Origin of the sequence: Streptomyces sp. NPDC014734 (genome assembly GCF_043083325.1) — a bacterium.
Taxonomy (GTDB): Bacteria; Actinomycetota; Actinomycetes; order Streptomycetales; family Streptomycetaceae; genus Streptomyces.
Map to the genome: position 1 here is coordinate 294,984 of NZ_JBIBYN010000007.1, position 18,383 is coordinate 313,366.

Here is an 18,383-nt window from a genome sequence, read left to right on the forward strand (position 1 = left end):
CGGTCGCACGTCCAGATTGGAGGAGAGGCGGAATTCCTGCCGACACCTGTGGATTACCGAACGGTTGTGGAAAACTCCGTCACCGCCACATACCGCTCCCGCACTTCGCGATACCGCACGAGTTCCGCCGCCACCGGGTCGAGCACCCTCGCCCGTCCACAGGCCGCCGCCGCCTCGCGCAACTGCCGTTCGGTCTCCTGCCCGTATCGCCGCGCGGGCCCCCGTGCCGCGGCCGCACACGACCACTCCACCAGCGGCCCTCCGACGAGACCCGACAGCATCACCAGCGCGGGCACGAGGTACCCGGGTTCGAACACACCGACGATCTCACCGACCAGCCAGAGGCTCCCGAGGATCTGCAACAACGTCATGGACGCCTGCGCCAGCACCGCGGCGGGCCACCACCTGGGCCTCGACGGCCTTCCACCGCCTCCGCCGTGCCCCACGCCGCGGATCGCATCCGCCCTCGGCATCACGCCCCCCGGACCGCGCCCGCCTCCCGAACCACCTGAGCCACCTGAGCCACCTGAGCCACTCGAACTGCCCGAAACACCTGAACCGCCTGAACCGCCTGAACCAAGGGTGCTCCCCACCAGTTCGTCCAGCGCTTCCGGCAGTCCTTCCGCGCCGGTCACCGCAGCCTCGCGGACCGCCTGCGCCCAGGGGGCGGGCAGTGCGTCGGCGGCCTCGTCCGCCACGGTCCGTACCGCCTGCTCGACGCGTTGCCGAGCCGTGAACCGCTCCTCGGAGGGCGCGGGCCTCGTGGTCCGCTCCGGATGTCCCGGCCTCCGGGTGGACTCGTACCGGCGCCAGAGCCGCAACCACGGCGCACCGCACGCCCGCCCCGCGTTCCCGCACCATTCGCGCTCGGCCGCCTGCCCCGCGGCCGCCGCCCCGACGGCTTCGGCGAGCCGGTCGGCGAATTCCTCCCGGGCCCGCTCGCCGAGGCCGGGCCGCCCTTCCGCGATGTACACCGGACGGAGCCTGGCCGCGACGGCGTCCACATCCGCGGAGAGTCGACTCACCGCGGCGGTGCGCTCCCGGACGAAACGGCCGAGCGTCTCGCGCAGTTCGCCGACGCCATCGCCGGTGAGCGCGGACAGGGACATGACGACTGCCCCCGGTTCGCCGTGTTCGCCGAGTGCCACACCGTCCTCGTCGAGCAGCCGTCGGAGATCGTCGAGAACCTGGTCGGCGGCATCACCGGGCAGCCGGTCGACCTGGTTGAGGACGACGAAGGTGACCTCGGCGTGCCCGGCGAGCGGCCGCAGGTAGCGCTCGTGCACGGCCGCGTCCGCGTACTTCTCCGGGTCGACGACCCAGATCACCGCGTCGACCAGGGCGAGTACCCGGTCGACCTGCTCGCGGTGCCCGGTGGCGGCGGAGTCGTGGTCGGGCAGGTCGACGAGGACGAGCCCCCGCAACGCCTCGTCGACGCCCCCGGCACCCTGGTGCGGCCGACGCCTGAGACGGCCGGGAATCGCGAGGCGGTCGAGCAGTCCGGCCGCCCCGTCGGTCCAGGAACAGGCGATGGGCGCGGCGGTGGTCGGCCTGCGCAGCCCCGTGTCGGAGATCGGGGCGCCCGCGAGTGCGTTGAAGAGGGTCGACTTGCCGCTGCCGGTGGCTCCGGCGACGGCGATGACCGTGTGCCGGGAGGAAAGCCTGCGCCGGGCCGCCGCTTCGTCCAGCACCCTCCCCGCTTCGGCGAGGGTGTCCCCGTCGATCCGGGCCCGGGACAGCCCGACGAGTTCGCGCAGCGCGTCGAGCCGGGGCCGGAGCGACCCGTCGGACAGCGCGTATGCCTCGCCCCGGGGCAGCCACGTGCCGCCACCCGGCCCGGAGCCGGGATCGGTGGGCGCCTCCCTGTCAGCGGCACGCCGGGCGATGAGCCCGTCGTTCCAGCCACCGTCGCCGTCCGCCTCCGGCGCACCCCCACTTCGGTCGGACGTCAGGTTCCGATCCGGGCGGTCCCCGTTCGGCCGGTCCTGGTTCGGGCGATCCGGATCCGGGTGGGCCGGATCCCTGTGGCCCCGGTTCGGGTCTCCGGCCGCCGTCGGCCCGCCGCGTCGGCTCGGGCCCTCGTCAATGACGGCAGTCATCGCTGCCACCTCTCCTTCTGCAGTACGGACAGCGCGGCGATGAGTTCGGCCTGCGGCTCCGGGGCCACGTCGAGGGCGTCGAGCGGGGCGAGACGCCGGTCGCGTTCGCCGTCGAGTACCCGGTCGACGCATTCGGTGAGCAGTGCGCCGCCTCTGTCGCGCAGTCGCAGCGCGCCCTGGGCGCCGATCCGCTCGGCGAGTTGTTCCCCGGCGGTGCGCGTGCGTCGGCCGCCGAGCAGCGCGGAAGCGACGAGTGCCGCCACTGTCTCGGGGTCGGGTGCGGCGCCGCGTTCGAGCCGGCGCACTTCTTCCTCCGCGAGTTCCTCCAGCATGCGCCGCCACCGCCCTACGGCGACGGCGATCCGCCCGCCGATGTCCTCGGCGGGCCCCCACCCCCCGGTCTCCCGGCCGATGTCCTCGAAACCGAACGCCGTGGCCGCCGGTTCACGCCGCCAGGCCGCGCGGATCTGCTCGTCGGCGGCGGCCACGGCACACCGCAGAAGCGCGGCGAGGCTCTCCACCAGCGCTTCCAGAAGCTCGTCGGACGTGCTGAACAAGGGGTATCCACGCCACAGGGTCCGGGCATCCCCGGCAAGCACGCCACCGTTGCGCAGCCGTCGCCCGACCCGGTCGCCCTCGGCCCGGTACACGTCCTCCACCACCGCGGTCAGCCGCACCACCGCCGCGTACTGCGCCGCGACCGCCCCGGCCAGGGCGGGCAGCCGTGCGTCGAGCGAGTCGATGACCCCGGCCACCGTGCGCCCGACCGACTGCTGGCGGGCCGCCGGGTCCTGGGCCCGATGCCCGAGCCAGGCCCGCAGCGGAGCGACCGCGGTGGTGGGCAGCAGCCCACTGCCGCCACCGGCCGATTCGGGCAGTTCGGGAATGGTGAAGCGCGGGACCTCGCCGAGCCCCGCCTTGGTGAGCAGCGCCCCGTACTGCCGCGACACCTCGGCGATCACCTGGTGCGGCACCCGGTCGAGAACGGTGACGAAGGAGGCGTCGTACTCCTTGGCGGTACGCAGCAGATGCCACGGCACCGCGTCCGCGTAACGGGACGCCGTCGTCACCATCACCCATACGTCCGCGGCGCAGATCAGTTCGGCTGCCAGCACCCTGTTCCGTACCACGAGGGAGTCGATGTCGGGCGCGTCGAGCAGTGCGAGCCCGCGCGGCAGCCCGGTGGCGGTCTCGACGCGCAGTGCGGCCCCGGCCCCGGCCTCGTCCCCGCCGTCGTCGAATCCGTCGAGCGCGTCAAGACCGCCGATGCCGCCGATGCCATCGCGGCCATCGCGGCCATCAGGGCCGTCGAGGTCGCGTGACTCCTGCGGCGGCAGCCAGACCCTGGTGAGCTGCGGCAGCACACGGGCCCCCGCGAACCAATGATGATCATCCGGATGGCAGACGAGTACCGGTGTGCGCGTGGTGGGCCGCAGTACGCCGGCCTCGCTGACCAGCCGCCCCACCAGCGAATTGACGAGCGTCGACTTGCCGGCCCCGGTGGATCCCCCGATGACCGCGAGCAGGGGGGCTTCGGGATCCTTGAGCCGGGGGAGCAGATAGTCGTCGAGCTGGGCGAGCAACTCGCCCCGGGTCCGGCGTGCGCGCGCGGCCCCCGGCAACGGAAGCGGAAGACGCACGGCGGCGACACGGTCGCGCAGGGCGGAAAGTGCGTCGATGAGCTGAGGCCGTACGTCCAAGGTCACCACATGCGAAGAATGCCCAATTTTGGAGCCTTTTTGAAGCGTATAGCCACCTCTGCGCGCCGGTTCCTGCCGCAGGATTCAGGTCAGGACAGAGGGGACGAGTGGGGCGCAGGCATAACGACTGCACAACACCCGGCGCGAGAGACGTGAAAAGCGATGCGCGAATCTCGTCCACCTGCGATTATCGGTTCGCTTCACCGAACCTCCACATCGTGCCACGCAGGTGAAGCAACCGGAACAAGGTGATCGGAGCCCTATCCTTGTCCCGGCAGGTCACCGACTTGCCGGGCCCGGGGCTCCAGGCCGCCGAGGCCACCGCCAGGCCCCCGTAGCTCAGTGGATAGAGCAGGTGCCTTCTAAGCACTTGGCCGCAGGTTCGAGTCCTGCCGGGGGCGCACAGGAATGGACCCTCCTTCGGGAGGGTCTTTTTTGCTGGCCGGGGCCGATTTTCGGCAGGTGACGAGCGAGTGGGGAGAGGAGCTGCGGTGACCGGATCCGCCCTGCCGAAACCGGTCCGGGACGAACCCCGTTCGGAACCGAAGCCGCCGGGGAAAGTCACCCAGTAGCCTTTTCTCAAGAGAAAGCGGTGGATCGGTTGCCAAGGGCCCAAATTTACGCTACTGAGCCGAGAGCCGAGAGCCGAGAGCCGAGAGCCGAGAGCCGAGAGCCGAGAGCCGAGAGCCGAGAGCCGAGAGCCGAGAGCCGAGAGCCGAGAGCCGGGAGCCGAGAGCCGAGAGCCGAGAGCCGCTGAGGTCCGGGCGTGCGATCCTGCCGTCGGGCGGAGGTACATCATGGATTCCGACGAACGCATCCTGGTTCCGGTAGGGGCCGATGCCGAGCGTTGGCGGACCTTCGACGGCGAGCGGACGCTGGTGGTGGCGGCGAGGACGGTCACCTCGTTGGTGCGCGTGCTGGACGTCGTGCCCGAGATCGTCCATGACGATCCCCGCGTCACCGTGGTGTTCGCCTACGATCCGACGTCCGCCTTCAACAACGGGGTGCTCGATCTGCTCCGGGCCTCGGGCTGCCGCACGCTGCCGTGGTCCCAGCTCTCGGAGATCTCGCCCGACCTGCTGGTCTCCGCCTCCGAGAACATCAAGGTCCCGTCCGGCGACTACCCCGTGCTGGTGCTTCCGCACGGCGTCGGCTTCCACAAGTTCGTGCCCGATTCCTCCGGGACCGGCACGCGGCTTTCGGGACTTGTCCCGGAGGAGCTGCTGAGGGATCGCCGCGCCTGGCTGGCGGTGTCCCACCCCGATCAGGCCGCACAGCTCGGCGCCGCGCATCCGGGCACGGTGGGGCGGACGGTGCTCGTGGGCGATCCCTGCTACGACCGACTCCGGGCCAGTACTCGCTGGCGCGAGCGGTACCGGTCCGCGCTCGGCGTGGCTCCCGGTCAGCGGCTGGTACTGGTGACCTCGACCTGGGGCGGCGAGTCGCTGGCCGGAACCCGACCCGGGCTTCCCGCCGAGTTGCTGGCCCAGCTCCCCGCGGACGAGTTCCGCGTGGCACTCGTCCTGCATCCGAACGTCTGGTCCGCCCATGGAGCCTGGCAGGTGCGGGCCATGCAGCAGACCGCCATGGAGGCGGGGCTGATCGCCGTCGACCCCACGGACGGGTGGCAGCAGGCCCTGGTGGCGTCCGACACGGTGATCGGTGACCACGGTTCCGTGACGCTGTACGCGGCAGCGATCGGGCGACCCGTACTGCTCGGCGCGTTCGGCTCCGAAGCCGTACCGGGGACTGCGGGCCACACCCTCCGTTCGGCCGCCGAGTGGATGGCCGTGGACAGACCGCTGCGCGAGCAGGTGGAGAACGTCGTGGCCGGGCACCGCACGGACCGGTTCGCCGCGGTCGTCGCCGGTGCCTTCGCGGAGCCCGACGCCGCCCTGCACCGCCTGCGCGACCTCGTCTACGACCTCATCGGCCTCGCCCCGCGCAAGCACCTGCCCGCACGGGGGCCCCGGGCCTTCCCGCTTCCGCCGTCGGACGTCGCACGGGCCCGGTCGCTCATGGTGCACACGACCGTCGTACGGGACGACACCGGCGACATCCATGTCCACACACGTCGATATCCGGCCGCGCTGTCGAAGGAGTCGGCCGAAGACGCGTCCTCGTTCCGGCACTTGGCGTGCGACATCGACGAGCCGGACACACGGCTGACGGAGAGTGCCACCGTCGTCAGCGCGGGTTCGGGCTTCAACGCCCCCGAGGCGGCGGCCGAGGGTATCGCCCGGCTGCTCTCCGACTTCCCCGGTGCGCGGATGGCCGCGCTCCCCCGGGAGGACGGTTGCCTGGTCGGTCTGCGCGACGGGCGGACAGTGGGGGTCACCGCGCCGGACGGGGGCTTCACGGACCCCGGCACCGCCGCGGCGGCGGTGTACGCCTGTCTGCGCGGTGGTCTGCCACTCCAGGACACGACGCTGCTCCTGTGGCACGGCCCGCACCGACAACGGCTGGTTCTCCGGGTGATCCGCCCGTCGGGAGGTCAGCCGTCGGCCAGCCGGGCCAGGACCACCGCGGCCCGCGGGCTGCCGCCCTCCTCGTAGATCGTGAGGGCACGGCGAAGGCAGGCCCTGGCCTCCTCGGGGTCCTCCAGGAGGTCCGCCAGGTCTTCCATGACCTGTGCCTCGTAGTGCAGCGCCTCGCCCCGACGCAGGTCCTCGGCCGCCCGTGACAGGTCGGCGACCGCGCCCGCGGTGTCGCCCAGCCGTGCCCTGGTCCGACCGGTGTCGGCCAGGGCCCGTGCCGCCATGCGGCTGTCGTCCAGCGCCAGCAGAGCGGTGCGTGCCCGGCCGAGCACCGTCAGCGCGGTGCGGTGGTCACCCGCCGCGCTGTGCGCGCAGCCGAGGGCGATACGCCACGTGAGCGGCCTGCGGGAAACCGCTCCGGCGGGCCTCTCCCGGACCCGGTCACGGCAGCGGCGCCGACGGGCACCATCGGCACCGGGCCGGGCGCACGTGTGGCAGGGATTCGCCACACTGGACGGACGCCCCTTCCGTCGTGGGACGGCGCGATGGTCCAGGGCCGCGGCTCCTCCGGTCCCGCCTTCCACATGAACCGGCCGTCGGCCGCCCCGACCAGGAGCAGGGGCTCGCCCGGCAGTCCGCCGCCCCACGGTGACGTGTCTCGGCCGGAACATGGCACCCGGGGCACGTGATCGACCGATGTCACCACAGCGAGGTGTCACAGCGGCCCGATGTCACCACAGCAAGGTTTCACCGCAGTCAGGTGCCGTCACAGCAAGGTGTCACCGCCCGGGACGGAGGGGTAGGGATCGACCGCCTGCACCGAACAGGCGGTCGACGGGAGGGGATTTCTGTGAATTTCTGGATGCGTGCGAGACGCGTCGGCGTAGCCCTGGCCACGGGGTTCGCGCTCACGGGGTTAGGGGCAGCGGCGCTGCCGTCCCCGGCACAGGCCGCGGGGGCGGAGCCGATGCCGGGGACGGAACCGGTGGCGGTCTCTTCGTACACGTACACGAGCGAACCGGGCGATTGGATCGGCGACGGCGGTTCGGGCACGTCCAACACCGTGTCGGTGAACAGCGTCGCCGACGAACCCGACCCCGGAAAGATCGTGCTTTCCTCGAACTCCTGGAACATGGTGTTTACCGCGCCACAAGGGGAATCCCTGCGACCGGGCCTGTACCGGGATGCGGAGCGCCCGCCCGCCGGCGGGCGGGCACCCGGGATGGACATCGACCGTGCCCACCGCGGGTGCAGCGAGGTGTTCGGTCAATTCGCCATCGACCAGATCGAGTTCGATGCGTCGGGCCGCCTCGCCCTGTTGGACCTGACGTTCACGCAGCTGTGCGACAGCGCTGACGCACCCGCACTCACCGGGGAGATCAAGTACGAGGTGTTCCCCCTCTCCTACGCCTACGAAAGCGAGGACGGCGACTACATCGGAGGCGGGACCAGCAACAGGTACACCGGATCCACCAGCCTCTTCCAGCTCACTGGTTCCACGGACGGCATCGTCGCCTACACGGGGTCGGGCAAGCGCGACGGCTGGAGCGTCCGGTTCGCGGCCCCGGAGGGCGAGCGACTCCAGGCGGGACGTACCTACCGGACGACCGACCTCACCGACCGCACCACCGCGTTCCTTGAGGTCTCTCACGAAAGCCGCGGCTGCGGCAACCAGACGGGGGAACTCACCATCACCAAAATGGCCACCGACGAGCAGGGCAAGGTGACGGCTCTCGCGGCCACCTTCCTCCAGCGTTGCGGTGGAGCGACGGCGGCTCTCCGCGGAACCGTCCACTACTACGCCTGACCCGTCGCCCGGGGCGGGTTCCGGCAAATCGACGCGCACAATCGGCGCGGCGGAGGGGCTCGGCCGGACGGCCGGTGGCGGGCGGCCGGTGGCCGGTGGCCGTGCACGCTCGTCGTCCGCGTGGGGCGTGACGGGGCGCTCGTACCCTCAGCGCACCAGCACCAGGCCGCATCCGTAGGCCCGCCCGTGCCCGAGCCCACTCGTCAGAACCCCGACGAACGCCTTCGGATCCGTCACGGTCAGTTTGCCCCTGATCTCCGCGCGAGCGATGCGAAGTCCCTTGTGCGGAGCGGGGCTGGAGATGCGGGGAAGCATCCGGACCGATAGATCATCGACGGGGGTGTCGGCGCCCACACGGATCGCTCCATCGGACGCGACGGAGGGCTCGCCGAGGGGTTGGAGGCGGCGGGCGAACCAGGACTTCACGTGATCGGGCCGGGTGTGGGCGATCCGGGTTCCGCGGGTCTTCTCGGGCGAGCCGGGCCCCGGCGGACGGCTTCGGACGGGGTTGACGACAGTGCGGAAGTCGACAGTGTCGCCCACGCCGAAGGTGCGGTCGAGAGTCAGCGTCTCCGGTTTGTCTGCGAGAGCCGCCCTCGGAATCCTGCTCCAGTCACCGGGGACGCGGGACTGGACGACCAGGGAGAGCCGCGCCTGCCGGAGATCGAGCGTCCAGGTCGACAAAATGCCCATCTGGGCGCGGGCGTCGCGGCTGCCGTCGTCGACCCAGCCCCGAAAGCCACTCATGACCGTTCGATGCATGTCCTGCGCGTCGATCAGTGACTTGGCCGCGTACGGATGCCGGGCGTCCAGGGTGAGGAGGGTGTGTGTGGCGACGAACCTCGCGGGCATGTCATGGGGCGCTTTCACGGGATGATGTTCCAATCGCCGGCGTGCGGATCGATGGTGACGCGGATCCGGGTCTCCCAACGCGCCGCGTGCTTCGGGCCCATGGCGTGGAAACCCACCGGCTGGTCCATGACCGGGCCGGTACCGGGCAGCGGGAGGCGGCTTTCGAGCCAGGCCAAAGGACGGTCGTCCCGCGTCTGCGGGGGCGCGTCGAAAAGTGCGGGCAGCAGCGCCACGGCCGAGAAGACCTCCGCGAGAGTGCCGGGCAGAACTCCCAGGGAGAGTTGTCCGGAGGGCGGGCAGGATTTACGGCCGAGCCAGAGCAGACGCTTCGGGTGTTCCAGTGCGTGACCCATGCGCTCCAGCAGTTCCTTGTCGGTGTGCTGGAGCCCCACCAGGAAAGTGGCATCGGCGAGATACCAGCGTTCGGTGATCAAGGCGTTTCTGCGCACTTCGCCGGAGACGAGCATGCCCGAGAGCGGATCGGCGGCGATCTTCTTCGGCGCTCCGTACCAGTCGTCCAGTTCATGGTGCCCGAAGGTGTCCCCGGTGCTCGTCTCCAGCATCTGACCGGCCGCGGCAGCACGCCGGTGGTCGGTGGCGATGTCACGCGGTCTCAACGGATACCGGCCTGCACCAACGGTGTGGTAATCACGCACCGGCTTGCCGGGGTGGTCGGCCCGGACGCCGAAGAGCAGCGGGGTCAGTTCGGCGAGCGGGTCGTTCGTGTCATTACGGGGGACGCCCGGCGGAGGTTCCCGCGGGAGGCCGAGCGCTGCCGCGCACAGCCCGATCACCCCCGACTTGGTGGGTCTGGTGTGCGTGTCGCGCCGCCCGAACCTGCCAAGCACGCCCCAGGACTGCAACGGCGCGGCCAGCCGGATCAGCAGCACGTGGTTCACGGCGTCAGCTCCTCGATCTCCGTCACGGCCTCCACACTCGCCTGCCCCGGCTCCCGGAGCACCACATCGATCTGCGGATCGTAGGTAAGGACCCTCGTGGACCGGAGATCGGGGCGGCGGTCGCTGACATAGGCATGGTGGGCCAGCAGCCTGCGCACCGCCGCCGGGCCTGCCGGGCCCTCGCCGCCCGCGGCGACCGGGTTCTCGTCGACGGGGAGTTGAAAGGCCGCGGCGTAGTTGTAGGGACGCGCGCCCTCGAAGGCAAGGACCAGCGCCGGCAACGAGCCGGTGGAGGCCGTGGAGTTCTTCTTCGCCTCGGGAAACGCCTCCACGAAGGCGTTGACGAACTCCTTCTCCGCGGCGACAGCGGCCTCGGCCGCCTCGTCCTCCGTCATTCCCGCGGCACGGAGGTTGGTGATCAGCTGGACGCGGTCCAGGACGGCATGACGGTAGAAGGTTCCGGAAATCAGCGACTGGTAACCGGTCATGCCGGCCCCGGCGTCGTCGGCGGCGTCGAGAAAATTCAGCGCGTTCCGCTTCCGGTGCAGCTTGGCGTCGTCCGCCGCCGCGTAGAAGTCGTCGACCTGTTCGGCCTCATGAACGGTGAAAGCATGGCCGCTCTGCACCGCCCCGTCGACATTGGGCGAGTCAGCGATCTCTGCGAGGAACCGCCCGTAGAGAGCGATGTCGATGGCATCCCGGGGCGCGATGGCGAGCAGCACGGCATCACGGTGGTGTTTTGCCAGCGCGGGCAGCGACGCCTCGACGGGCTCAACCGTCTCATCCGGAACGGGCTCCGTCCTCCGACTGCCCTTCCGGGCCGCCCTTTTGCTGTTCTCCCGCTGGGCCAGCAGATACGCGTCCCGCCAGGCCCGCAGGTCGTCCGCGTGCGTCTGGACGTGTTCGGCGATCCTGTCACCAGTGTCGGCCGGGGCAAAGAGGAGCACCTTGGTCAGATTGGCGACGGTCTTCTTGGCCGGGTCGCCGAACTTGAGGCCAGTTGCCTCGATGACCGCGCGCGCCGTGGTGACGGCCTCCTGCTCGTCCCAGCCATGGTCGGTCTCCAGGGCCTTGGCGGTGATGAGCGCCCACTCACGGGTGCGGAGTCCCGTGCTCCGGCCGGCCAGCGCGCCGATGCCGACGTTGGCGCGATGGCGGGCGTGCACGCGTTCTGCCCGGCGGCGGGCCTGGCTACTGATCACGTGACGTTCGACGCCGCCGTAGACAAGGCTCTTCGGCGATCCGTTCTCGTCCCGAACGGGCAGTACGGCGACCAGGGTCTCCAGCAGGTGCAGGGAGAGGAACTGGCTACGGGGTGCCTCGGTCACGTACTCGCGTCCTTCCACATCGTCTGATTGTTCGTTCCGTTCCGGCTCCGCGGAGCCGGAGTGTGGAAGTCCACCGACCATCCGTAGGCGATGCGCGCCTTGCGGTCGTGCCATCGCGTGAGGTCGTCGGTGAGCTGGCTCCACGAGGGCGGATCCTGCTCGCAGGACCGCAGCCGGGTGATCGCGTGCTGGAGATGGCGCCAGGGAACCCGACGGCTCGCGACCAGGCTCGCCAGCAACCGCTGCGCCCCGGGGTTGTCCGGACCGCGCCCCGTGCCATCCCCGATCCTGCGCGCCGCGGCCCCCAGGCTCCCCACCCCGTACGAAGGCACCGGCCTGCCCTGGTGGTAGACGCCGAAGAGGAAGGCGACCTTCTCGAAAACCTCACGGTGCTCCGATGGCCCGAACCATCCGGCGCGGATGTGGGTGTCGGTCGGCCTGGTGCGGCGCAGTTGAGCGAGTGCGCCGTACTCCCGGTTGTGTACGAGGCTCACCAGCCAGACCGTGAGCTGTTCGGCGCCCGGTCGGTCCGAAAGGAGCTCGGTCCGCTCCGTCATGTGTGCATCTCCCCTCGGAGTTCGGCAGGGGCCTTCTTGTCGGCCATGTCCCAGCGGAAACGCTGCTCGGCGCGGGCACGGGCGCGGTGGCCCGTTTCGTTCTGCGGGAGGGGGTCGAGCCGCTGCTTGAGGAAGTCCGCCGCCTTGAGCCGCAGTTCACCGGCATAGTCCAGCAGACCGAGCGGCACCGGTTCGCTTCGGGCGGTTTGGTCGAGCAGCTGATAGAAGGGTTCCTCCGCCGCAGGCCAGAACTCTCGGCGGGCATCGAAGCGGGCCATCTGGGCACCGCGGTCGGCGGGTTTGGGGTTCGGATAGACGATCTTCCATGCCGCGTAGGCCGACCGCTCCAACGCGCGGGCCACGTACTCGGCGATGTCCGAACCGCGCCGGGACGCCTCGCACAGGGCCTCACCCTGGCTCGGGGCGTACGGGAAGTACCCGTCCGTCCAGGAGATCGCGAGGGTTTTGTTGGCGATGAGCCCGACGGCCCACATCGTGCAGGGCGGACCGTCGCCGTCTCGCGGGAACGACAGGTCCCGCAGCCGCCCGAACAGGCCCCTGTCCGCCTCCCTCGCCGCACTGTAGAGCGCGTGGGCGTCGCGCCACAGGGCCCGGGTGGGGGACGGCCAGAGCGGCTTGCCGTGCCCGTTCAGCTTCTTCGCGAAGACGGCGTCCTCCAGGTCGCGTTCCGGGTCGAGGCTGAGGAGTTCCCCCGCACCGATCAGCACCCGGTCGACCATGACGGGCTCGCCCTCCGCCGTCGGCACAGGACGCAGGAGAACGGAGCGGCCGAGGCAGCTGTGCAGGTCCGCCGGTCCGGACGTGACGCGCCCCGGCGGTTTCGACTTGAATCCCCGGCGCGGAAAGTCCGCGGTCGTCCACGACCGATTGAACTTCCCCACCTCGCCGCCGGCTGGGGGGTAGAGGTTCAGCCGCAGCGTGTCACCGACGGTGCGGCCCTGGACCACGACTCGGATGCGGCCCTGGAGGCGTCCTGCGGCGAGGTTGGTGAGGCTCGGTCCCAGTGTCGCCTTGCCGGACACCCTGGCGCGGCCGGACAGCCCGTAGACGTGCTGGGTCAGCAGCGCCCTGAACGCATCGGCGGCCAGCAGCGGTTCGGAGTGTTCGAGATGGTGGTGGTCGAAGAACTGGCTGTAGTCCCCCACACGCTCCAGAACCAACTGCGCGGGCCCGGTGCCATATTCGTCCAGATAGGGCGCCAAGTCACTGTTCTGCCCGAGAGGTCGGTCGAGATCGAACAAGTTCCATCTGTCATCGGGCTCACCGGCCAGCCACTCCGCGGCACAGTCCAGGCCGCGCCCTTCGCCTACCCAGGTACACCATTCCGCAGCGGATGAAGGAAAGGTCTCGGCGGCGAAGCAGATCGCCAGCAGATATTCCACGAGCGCAACGCCCTCCCCCGGCGTCGCACAGGAGAGTCCGCTCAACTTCTCGGCACGAGAGAAGAGTTCGAGCAGGGAGAGTTCGACGGCCTCACCCTCGTCGGTGATGGCGGGCACACAGGGCTGATGACGCGGGTCCCAGACGGGACGCCGCTCGACTGAAGGACGCGCTTCGGACAAGACTGGCTACCGCTCCGGTCGGTCGTGACGTACGGCGACCGGGGTAACGCTAGCAGTAGTGGAATTGTCGCATCGGGTACTCCTGAAGAGCTGCCCGAGAACTCAACGCGCCCGCGGAACAGGGGGACATCCCCGCTCACGCGGGGAGGGAAACCGCGCCGACATCAGAAGTGCATGACGGGCCATCCCTTCGAAAGGGACCACTGATACTGCCTCACGAACTGTACAAGGTCGCGCATATGTGGCGGAATCAATCGTTTACGTGAGAGCGGAAGGTAGCCTGTCAGCACGTCGGAGCGTGTGACCACCGCCTTCCCAGCGGCAGCCACACACGTTTTCCTGGCTTCGATCCGCCTGTACTCGCTGGTGACGACGAGGCGGACAAGCCGTCCGACTGGGCGGTCTCGGGGATCTCAGATCGTCGGGGCCGCCCACATTGCCAGGTGATCACCCATACAGCTGATCACCGGCGACGCCGTCGCACCGAGCACAAGGCAGGTCAGGGTTGGCCACCAGCTCCCGTAGACGGCGTCTCGCCGACGAGCGCGGCGCTCCGGTTCTTCCTCGCCGTCCGGGCTGCGTCTCCGCTTCATCGCGTCTCTCCATTCCTGTCGCACATCGTGGGCATCCGTCGAGGCCCTACGTCGCAAGCCTCCCCGGGCGCGGCTGCCGTGCAATGTCGACTCGCCACTGACCGCACCACTACAGCCCAGACGGAGCAGTAGACCTGAAGGACGGTGATCAGAAGTGCATGTGTTCCTTCTCGCTACCCACTTGGCGTCCTCCGCGAAAGCGCCCGTGGGCGCCGTCAACGCGGCGGCCTCCGCTTCATCAGGATGGCCAACGTGGCGCGAGCGTCCCGGCGATGGCCCGGAGTACGGGCCGCCACCGATGTGATGGCGACGACCGCGAGCAGGACCGTGTACATCACGCCGCCGACGGCGGCCAGGGTGGCGGCATCCTTGGCGATGGCTGACAGGAAGTGCACGGTGGAATTCCTTCCGGCTGGGGCCCGGGGCTTCCTCCGCCGGGCTGCACAGCCAGCTTGGCGGAGAGGCCCAGCGGAGGCCGAGCCATCGCACGGGGCACTTAATCGCCCCAGGTCAGGGCGCCAGAGTGATCGTTCAGGACGCAAAAGGCGGAGGAGAAATGGCGATCGTGAAGAGGGCGCGCAAGGCATTCGGCGCCAAGCTGGACGACCTCCGGAAGAAGGCCGGGGCCAGCTTCGTCCGCTGCGGGCAGGAGGCCGACGTGGACGCGGCGTCTGCCAGATTGTGGTGCCGCGGTGAGAAGGCCCCCGGCCACGCCAGCACCCAGGGTGTGGTGCGGCTCGTCGAATATCTTCGGCACGAGGCCGGGGAGGACGCCGGTTTCGACGACGAGTGGCGCCGGGTGCTCGACGACGCGCAGTTGGAGGCGGAGGACCATCGCGGCACGTCCAAGGGCCGTGGTGAGGACCGGAAGCGTCTCGCTCGCTTCGGGGCAGACAGGTTTACGGGAAGGCCATTTCACAGTCGTGACAGCGAATGGCAGGCCATGACGTCCTTCGTCGAAGCCTCCGGGGACCTCCCCTCGTACCTCTGGTGGCAGGCGCCGCCGGAGGCGGGAAAGTCGGCCCTGCTGGCGCAGTTCGTGCTGAACCCGCCGGAAGGGGTGAATGTGGTGGGCTACTTCCTGTCCGGAGCCAAGGCATGGAACCGGTACGAGCATTTTGCGTACGAGATGGCGGGGCAGTTGACCGACCTTCTGGGAAGGAAGAAACCTGCCGGGCCACAGGCCGTTCCACGTGCGAAGCTCCAGAAGCTGTTTCAGGACGCAGCGAGGCGTTCGTCCAGGGACGGGCGCCGACTCGTGATCGTGGTCGACGGTCTCGACGAGGACGCCGCGTGGCGCGGCGGGCTACCGAAGAGCGGAAGGCCCGATGTGAGCATCGCGGCGCTGCTCCCCCACGAGGCACCCAGCATGCCCAAACGGGCCACGGCCCGGGACGCGAAGCGTGGCATCCGCGTCATCGTGTCGAGTCGCCCCACTGCGGAGCTGCCGACCGATGTTCCGGCCGAACACCCCTTGCGGAGGCCGGAGTCCGTGCGGTCCCTCGCTCCGGTCCGTGCGGCCCGGCCGGTGAAGCGGAGCGTACGCGATGAGCTGGAACCGCTCGGTGCGTCGGAGCCGGGGCGGGCTGTCATGGGGCTGCTGGCGGCCGCCGAGGCCGGTCTGCGCGTCGAGGACCTGGCGGAGTTGACCGGTGTCGAGCAGGTCGAACTGGCTCGGCTGCTGGCGGGTGTGCGGGGGCTGTGTCTCATGCCGGAGGGCTTCGATTTGCCGAGCTATGTCCTCGGTGACGAGAAGCTGTTGCGCAGCGCCCGGGAGGAGGTCGGACGGGAGGGGCTCGGACGTGCCGTCGACACGCTGCACGCCTGGGCCGACTCCTGGCAGGCGCGTGGCTGGCCCGTCGACACCCCTCGCTATCTGCTGTCGCACTATCCGCGGCTGCCGCATGGGACAGACCGGGTCGAACGCTTCGTGCTCGATCCTCACCGCCAGTCGACGCTTGTCGAACTGGGCCGCCTCGACGAGGCACGGGCGCAGCTCGAACTCGTCACGGCCGAGCGGGCGGACGATCTCGGCGTGACCGCCCGGGTGGCCGTCTCCCGGGCCCTGCTCACGGCACAGGCGCGTCTCGTACCGCGACGGTTCCCCGAATTGTTCGCCCTGGCGGGTGATGTGTCGCGTGCACGGGCGCTGGCGCTGTCGGCACCGGAGTCGGCGGCCAAGGCGGTGCGGCTGACCGATGTCGCCGTGGTGCTCGCCGAGGCGGGAGGATCGGGTCCGGAAGCCGAGAACATCGCCCGGGAGGCGGTCGGGTGGACGGAACGCGCCGCGGGGGAGGCGCTGTCCGTCATCGAACCGGACGAGGTCTTGGACCAGTTGAAGGGCGCCGGACTGGCTCTCTGCGGCTGTGGGCTGACGACCCCCGGAGGCGAGATACTGCGTGCCGTTCTCTCCTGCGGGAACGCGGGATGGACTTCCCGGTTCAAGGCGGCGGTGGCACTCGGCGGCAAAAGCACGGACAGGTTCATCACCGTGGCGGAACACGCGGAAGGACTGCATCTGGGAAACCCGGAACAGCAGGCCGAGGCCCTGGAGATCTGGGGCGAACTGATCAAAGCGTCGGGAAAGGACGAGCCCGTCTTCCGGGACCTGGTCCTGGGTTTCCGTCACGCGCCGATGTGCGTCCCCTGCTTGGCAAAAAGAGCCTCTCTCCGGGGAAACGTCGTCTTCCGGCAACGTGTGGAAGACTTCTGCGCCGACTTGGACCCCAAGTCGGATCTGGCCCATGTCGACCTGTTGGCGCTGGCTGCCACGGTGCTGGGCTCGGGACGCCGGGAGAGTGCCCGCAATTTGTTGCAGCGGGCGCAGGAGGCGTTACTCGAAGCGTTCGCCGCGCCCGAAGCGTTGTCACCCGCCGACCGCGCCCATCTGAAGCTCGAACTCTCCACCACTCTGGCCCGCGTGGTAAAAGCCCTCATCGATGTGGAAATGCCGAAGAACGCGGTGGAGTTTCTGAGGGCGGTGCCGGCCGAATGGCACCACGATGTGCTCGGCGACGACGTCCGGGAGCCCGCCATCGCGGTGCTGACCGAGAACTCGTTGGGCCTGGGAACGGCAGCAGGGGCAACAGCGCGGGAGCTGAGGCCGGTCGAGGTGGAGGAGAGCGGGGACGACACGGGGCGGGAGACGGGTCGGAACGCTGAACTCCAGCAGGTCGAAGAGGCGTTGAAGGCGAACCCTTTGCACGGCCGTCGGCTGCTTGCTGCGGCCTTCGCCCGATGGGAGGGCCACGTCGCGACGGCGGATGCCCGGGGGTGGACGGACTTGCTGGCCGGAGCACTCGCCGCAGCGGGGCACATCGACGACGCGGTGCGTCTGTCGGTGCGCTCTCCTGAACCGGCCGATCGGGCGGGTGCGCTCGCCGCCCTGTCGGTGGCCTGCGCGTCCGGTGGGCATGTCGCCGAGGCCGGACGGTGCGCCCGGGAGGCGGCCGAGGCGGCGGCATCCCTGTGTGAATCGCCGTCGCACTCGAACGGCCGCGAGACGTCCCTGGCCGATGTGGTCGCTCAGGCCTTCGCCCACGCGGGCGACGCGGACTCGGCGGAGGTGTGGACGCGCGGGAGCGCGTCCGGGGGCAGGAAGCACGTCCAGGTGGAACAAACGCGGACCGCCGTGGCCGTGGGACTTGCGGCACACGATCCGGAGGCCGCCGCCCGGATCGTCGGGGAACACCTCGTGAATGCGGGCCGCCGGACCTCTCTGCCACCGCAGCTTCGGGCGAAGGCCCTTCCCGCCGTGGCGGAACTGCTGCTCGCCCTGCCCGACCCCCGACGGCACGACGCCGAGATGTGCGCGGCGCTCCGGAACGGCTGTGCACGCGTGGAGGAGGACATCCGGCGGTGGGACCCGTACGCGGTGCTGATCCACGCCCTGCTCGACGAGGGTGCCTGCTGCTCCGAGGTGCCTGGGCTGCGGGGCAAGCTGGCGGACTGGGAGGGATACATGGCCGGGACGGCACTGCCCGGAGGAGTGCTGCCCGTCGCGGAATGGGCGGTCCTGCACGCCTTCCGGGGCAGTGTCTCCGAGGCCCGGAAGACGGCCGAGCGGGCGGCCGACCCGGACGGCCGTGCCGCTGCCCTCGTCTCGGTGGCGGCGTACCTCGCGGGCGTCCGGCCGATTGTCCCGGCTACGGACGACTGGGCGCCGCGGAAGCGCTCGGTGCTGCGCTTCGGCGCACTCGCCGATGCCCTCGGTACGGGCTCCTCCCGGGACGTGGACGAGGCCCGCCGCCTCGTGCGGGAGGTACTGGCGGGCGAGGGCTGGCATCATGCGTTGCCCCTGCTTCCCCGTCTGGCGCCGCAGGTGCTGCCGCAACTCGCCGAGACCGCGTTCGTACACCTCCGTTCCGGGCCCCGCGTCGGCGGGAACGGTCCTGCGGGCCGGCTCGACCCTGCGGGGTGTTGAGCGGTCCGTGCGGGGGGCGTCAGGCGGTGTCGCCGGGGGCGCGGGTCGGACGGGTGGGGCAGGAC

At 70.3% G+C, this 18,383-nt stretch carries 12 protein-coding genes and 1 tRNA gene; 4 read left to right on the forward strand and 9 right to left on the reverse strand.

What is annotated here, in order from left to right; genetic code table 11:
- Nucleotides 1-53: 53 nt before the first annotated feature.
- Together ACF1CT_RS14755 and ACF1CT_RS14760 are read right to left on the reverse strand one after the other, a co-directional pair.
- A complete protein-coding gene (locus ACF1CT_RS14755) occupies nt 54-2,099 on the reverse strand; it encodes a GTPase (protein WP_391784188.1) in 2,046 nt (681 codons plus the stop codon).
- Nucleotides 2,096-3,799 (reverse strand): ATP-binding protein, encoded by a 1,704-nt coding sequence (locus tag ACF1CT_RS14760; RefSeq protein ID WP_391784228.1) that lies wholly within the window; start codon nt 3,797-3,799, stop codon nt 2,096-2,098. The genes ACF1CT_RS14755 and ACF1CT_RS14760 overlap by 4 nt, the downstream gene beginning before the upstream one ends.
- 328 nt (nt 3,800-4,127) lie before the next feature.
- On the opposite strand from ACF1CT_RS14760, the gene ACF1CT_RS14765 reads away from it, so the two are divergent.
- Nucleotides 4,128-4,200: transfer RNA gene (locus ACF1CT_RS14765), tRNA-Arg, on the forward strand.
- Between the two features lie 396 nt (nt 4,201-4,596).
- On the forward strand, nt 4,597-6,354 hold the full coding sequence (locus tag ACF1CT_RS14770; protein ID WP_391784189.1) for a CDP-glycerol glycerophosphotransferase family protein: 1,758 nt from the start codon (nt 4,597-4,599) through the stop codon (nt 6,352-6,354).
- Here ACF1CT_RS14770 and ACF1CT_RS14775 read toward each other — a convergent pair.
- Nucleotides 6,294-6,785, reverse strand: a complete 492-nt coding sequence (locus ACF1CT_RS14775) for a hypothetical protein (RefSeq protein ID WP_391784190.1) — start codon at nt 6,783-6,785, stop codon at nt 6,294-6,296. The genes ACF1CT_RS14770 and ACF1CT_RS14775 overlap by 61 nt on opposite strands.
- Before the next feature lie 476 nt (nt 6,786-7,261).
- Here ACF1CT_RS14775 and ACF1CT_RS14780 point away from each other — a divergent pair, with 476 nt between their 5' ends.
- The gene (locus ACF1CT_RS14780) at nt 7,262-8,083 is read left to right on the forward strand and encodes a hypothetical protein (protein WP_391784191.1); all 822 of its coding nucleotides are present in this window, start codon (nt 7,262-7,264) and stop codon (nt 8,081-8,083) included.
- A gap of 147 nt (nt 8,084-8,230) precedes the next feature.
- Here ACF1CT_RS14780 and ACF1CT_RS14785 read toward each other — a convergent pair whose 3' ends face one another.
- The 6 genes from ACF1CT_RS14785 to ACF1CT_RS14810 all read right to left on the reverse strand — a co-directional run bounded on the left by ACF1CT_RS14785 (nt 8,231) and on the right by ACF1CT_RS14810 (nt 14,290).
- Nucleotides 8,231-8,953 carry a type I-E CRISPR-associated protein Cas6/Cse3/CasE gene (locus ACF1CT_RS14785; RefSeq protein ID WP_391784192.1) on the reverse strand — a complete coding sequence of 241 codons (723 nt, stop codon included), beginning with the start codon at nt 8,951-8,953 and terminating at the stop codon, nt 8,231-8,233.
- Complete coding sequence (cas5e, locus tag ACF1CT_RS14790) at nt 8,950-9,834, reverse strand: type I-E CRISPR-associated protein Cas5/CasD (protein WP_391784193.1); 885 nt, start codon at nt 9,832-9,834, stop codon at nt 8,950-8,952. Before cas5e ends, ACF1CT_RS14785 begins: the two co-directional genes overlap by 4 nt.
- Nucleotides 9,831-11,162: a type I-E CRISPR-associated protein Cas7/Cse4/CasC gene (locus ACF1CT_RS14795; protein WP_391784194.1), complete on the reverse strand. Its 1,332-nt coding sequence runs from the start codon at nt 11,160-11,162 to the stop codon at nt 9,831-9,833. The genes cas5e and ACF1CT_RS14795 overlap by 4 nt, the downstream gene beginning before the upstream one ends.
- Nucleotides 11,159-11,719, reverse strand: coding sequence for a type I-E CRISPR-associated protein Cse2/CasB (gene casB / locus ACF1CT_RS14800; RefSeq protein WP_391784195.1), 561 nt, complete (start codon nt 11,717-11,719; stop codon nt 11,159-11,161). Before casB ends, ACF1CT_RS14795 begins: the two co-directional genes overlap by 4 nt.
- A complete protein-coding gene (locus ACF1CT_RS14805; protein WP_391784196.1) occupies nt 11,716-13,239 on the reverse strand; it encodes a type I-E CRISPR-associated protein Cse1/CasA in 1,524 nt (507 codons plus the stop codon). Before ACF1CT_RS14805 ends, casB begins: the two co-directional genes overlap by 4 nt.
- Nucleotides 13,240-14,110: 871 nt before the next feature.
- Nucleotides 14,111-14,290 carry a hypothetical protein gene (locus ACF1CT_RS14810; RefSeq protein WP_391784197.1) on the reverse strand — a complete coding sequence of 60 codons (180 nt, stop codon included), beginning with the start codon at nt 14,288-14,290 and terminating at the stop codon, nt 14,111-14,113.
- Between the two features lie 161 nt (nt 14,291-14,451).
- Here ACF1CT_RS14810 and ACF1CT_RS14815 point away from each other — a divergent pair, with 161 nt between their 5' ends.
- On the forward strand, nt 14,452-18,318 hold the full coding sequence (locus ACF1CT_RS14815) for a hypothetical protein (RefSeq protein WP_391784198.1): 3,867 nt from the start codon (nt 14,452-14,454) through the stop codon (nt 18,316-18,318).
- Nucleotides 18,319-18,383: the final 65 nt, after the last annotated feature.

Excerpts from the sequence above, each read along its gene's own strand:
- ACF1CT_RS14755 (WP_391784188.1), bottom strand. The coding sequence starts at position 2,099 with ATGACTGCCGTCATTGACGAGGGCCCGAGCCGACGCGGCGGGCCGACG.
- ACF1CT_RS14770 (WP_391784189.1), top strand. The coding sequence starts at position 4,597 with ATGGATTCCGACGAACGCATCCTGGTTCCGGTAGGGGCCGATGCCGAG.
- casB (WP_391784195.1), bottom strand. The coding sequence starts at position 11,719 with ATGACGGAGCGGACCGAGCTCCTTTCGGACCGACCGGGCGCCGAACAG.
- ACF1CT_RS14815 (WP_391784198.1), top strand. The coding sequence starts at position 14,452 with ATGGCGATCGTGAAGAGGGCGCGCAAGGCATTCGGCGCCAAGCTGGAC.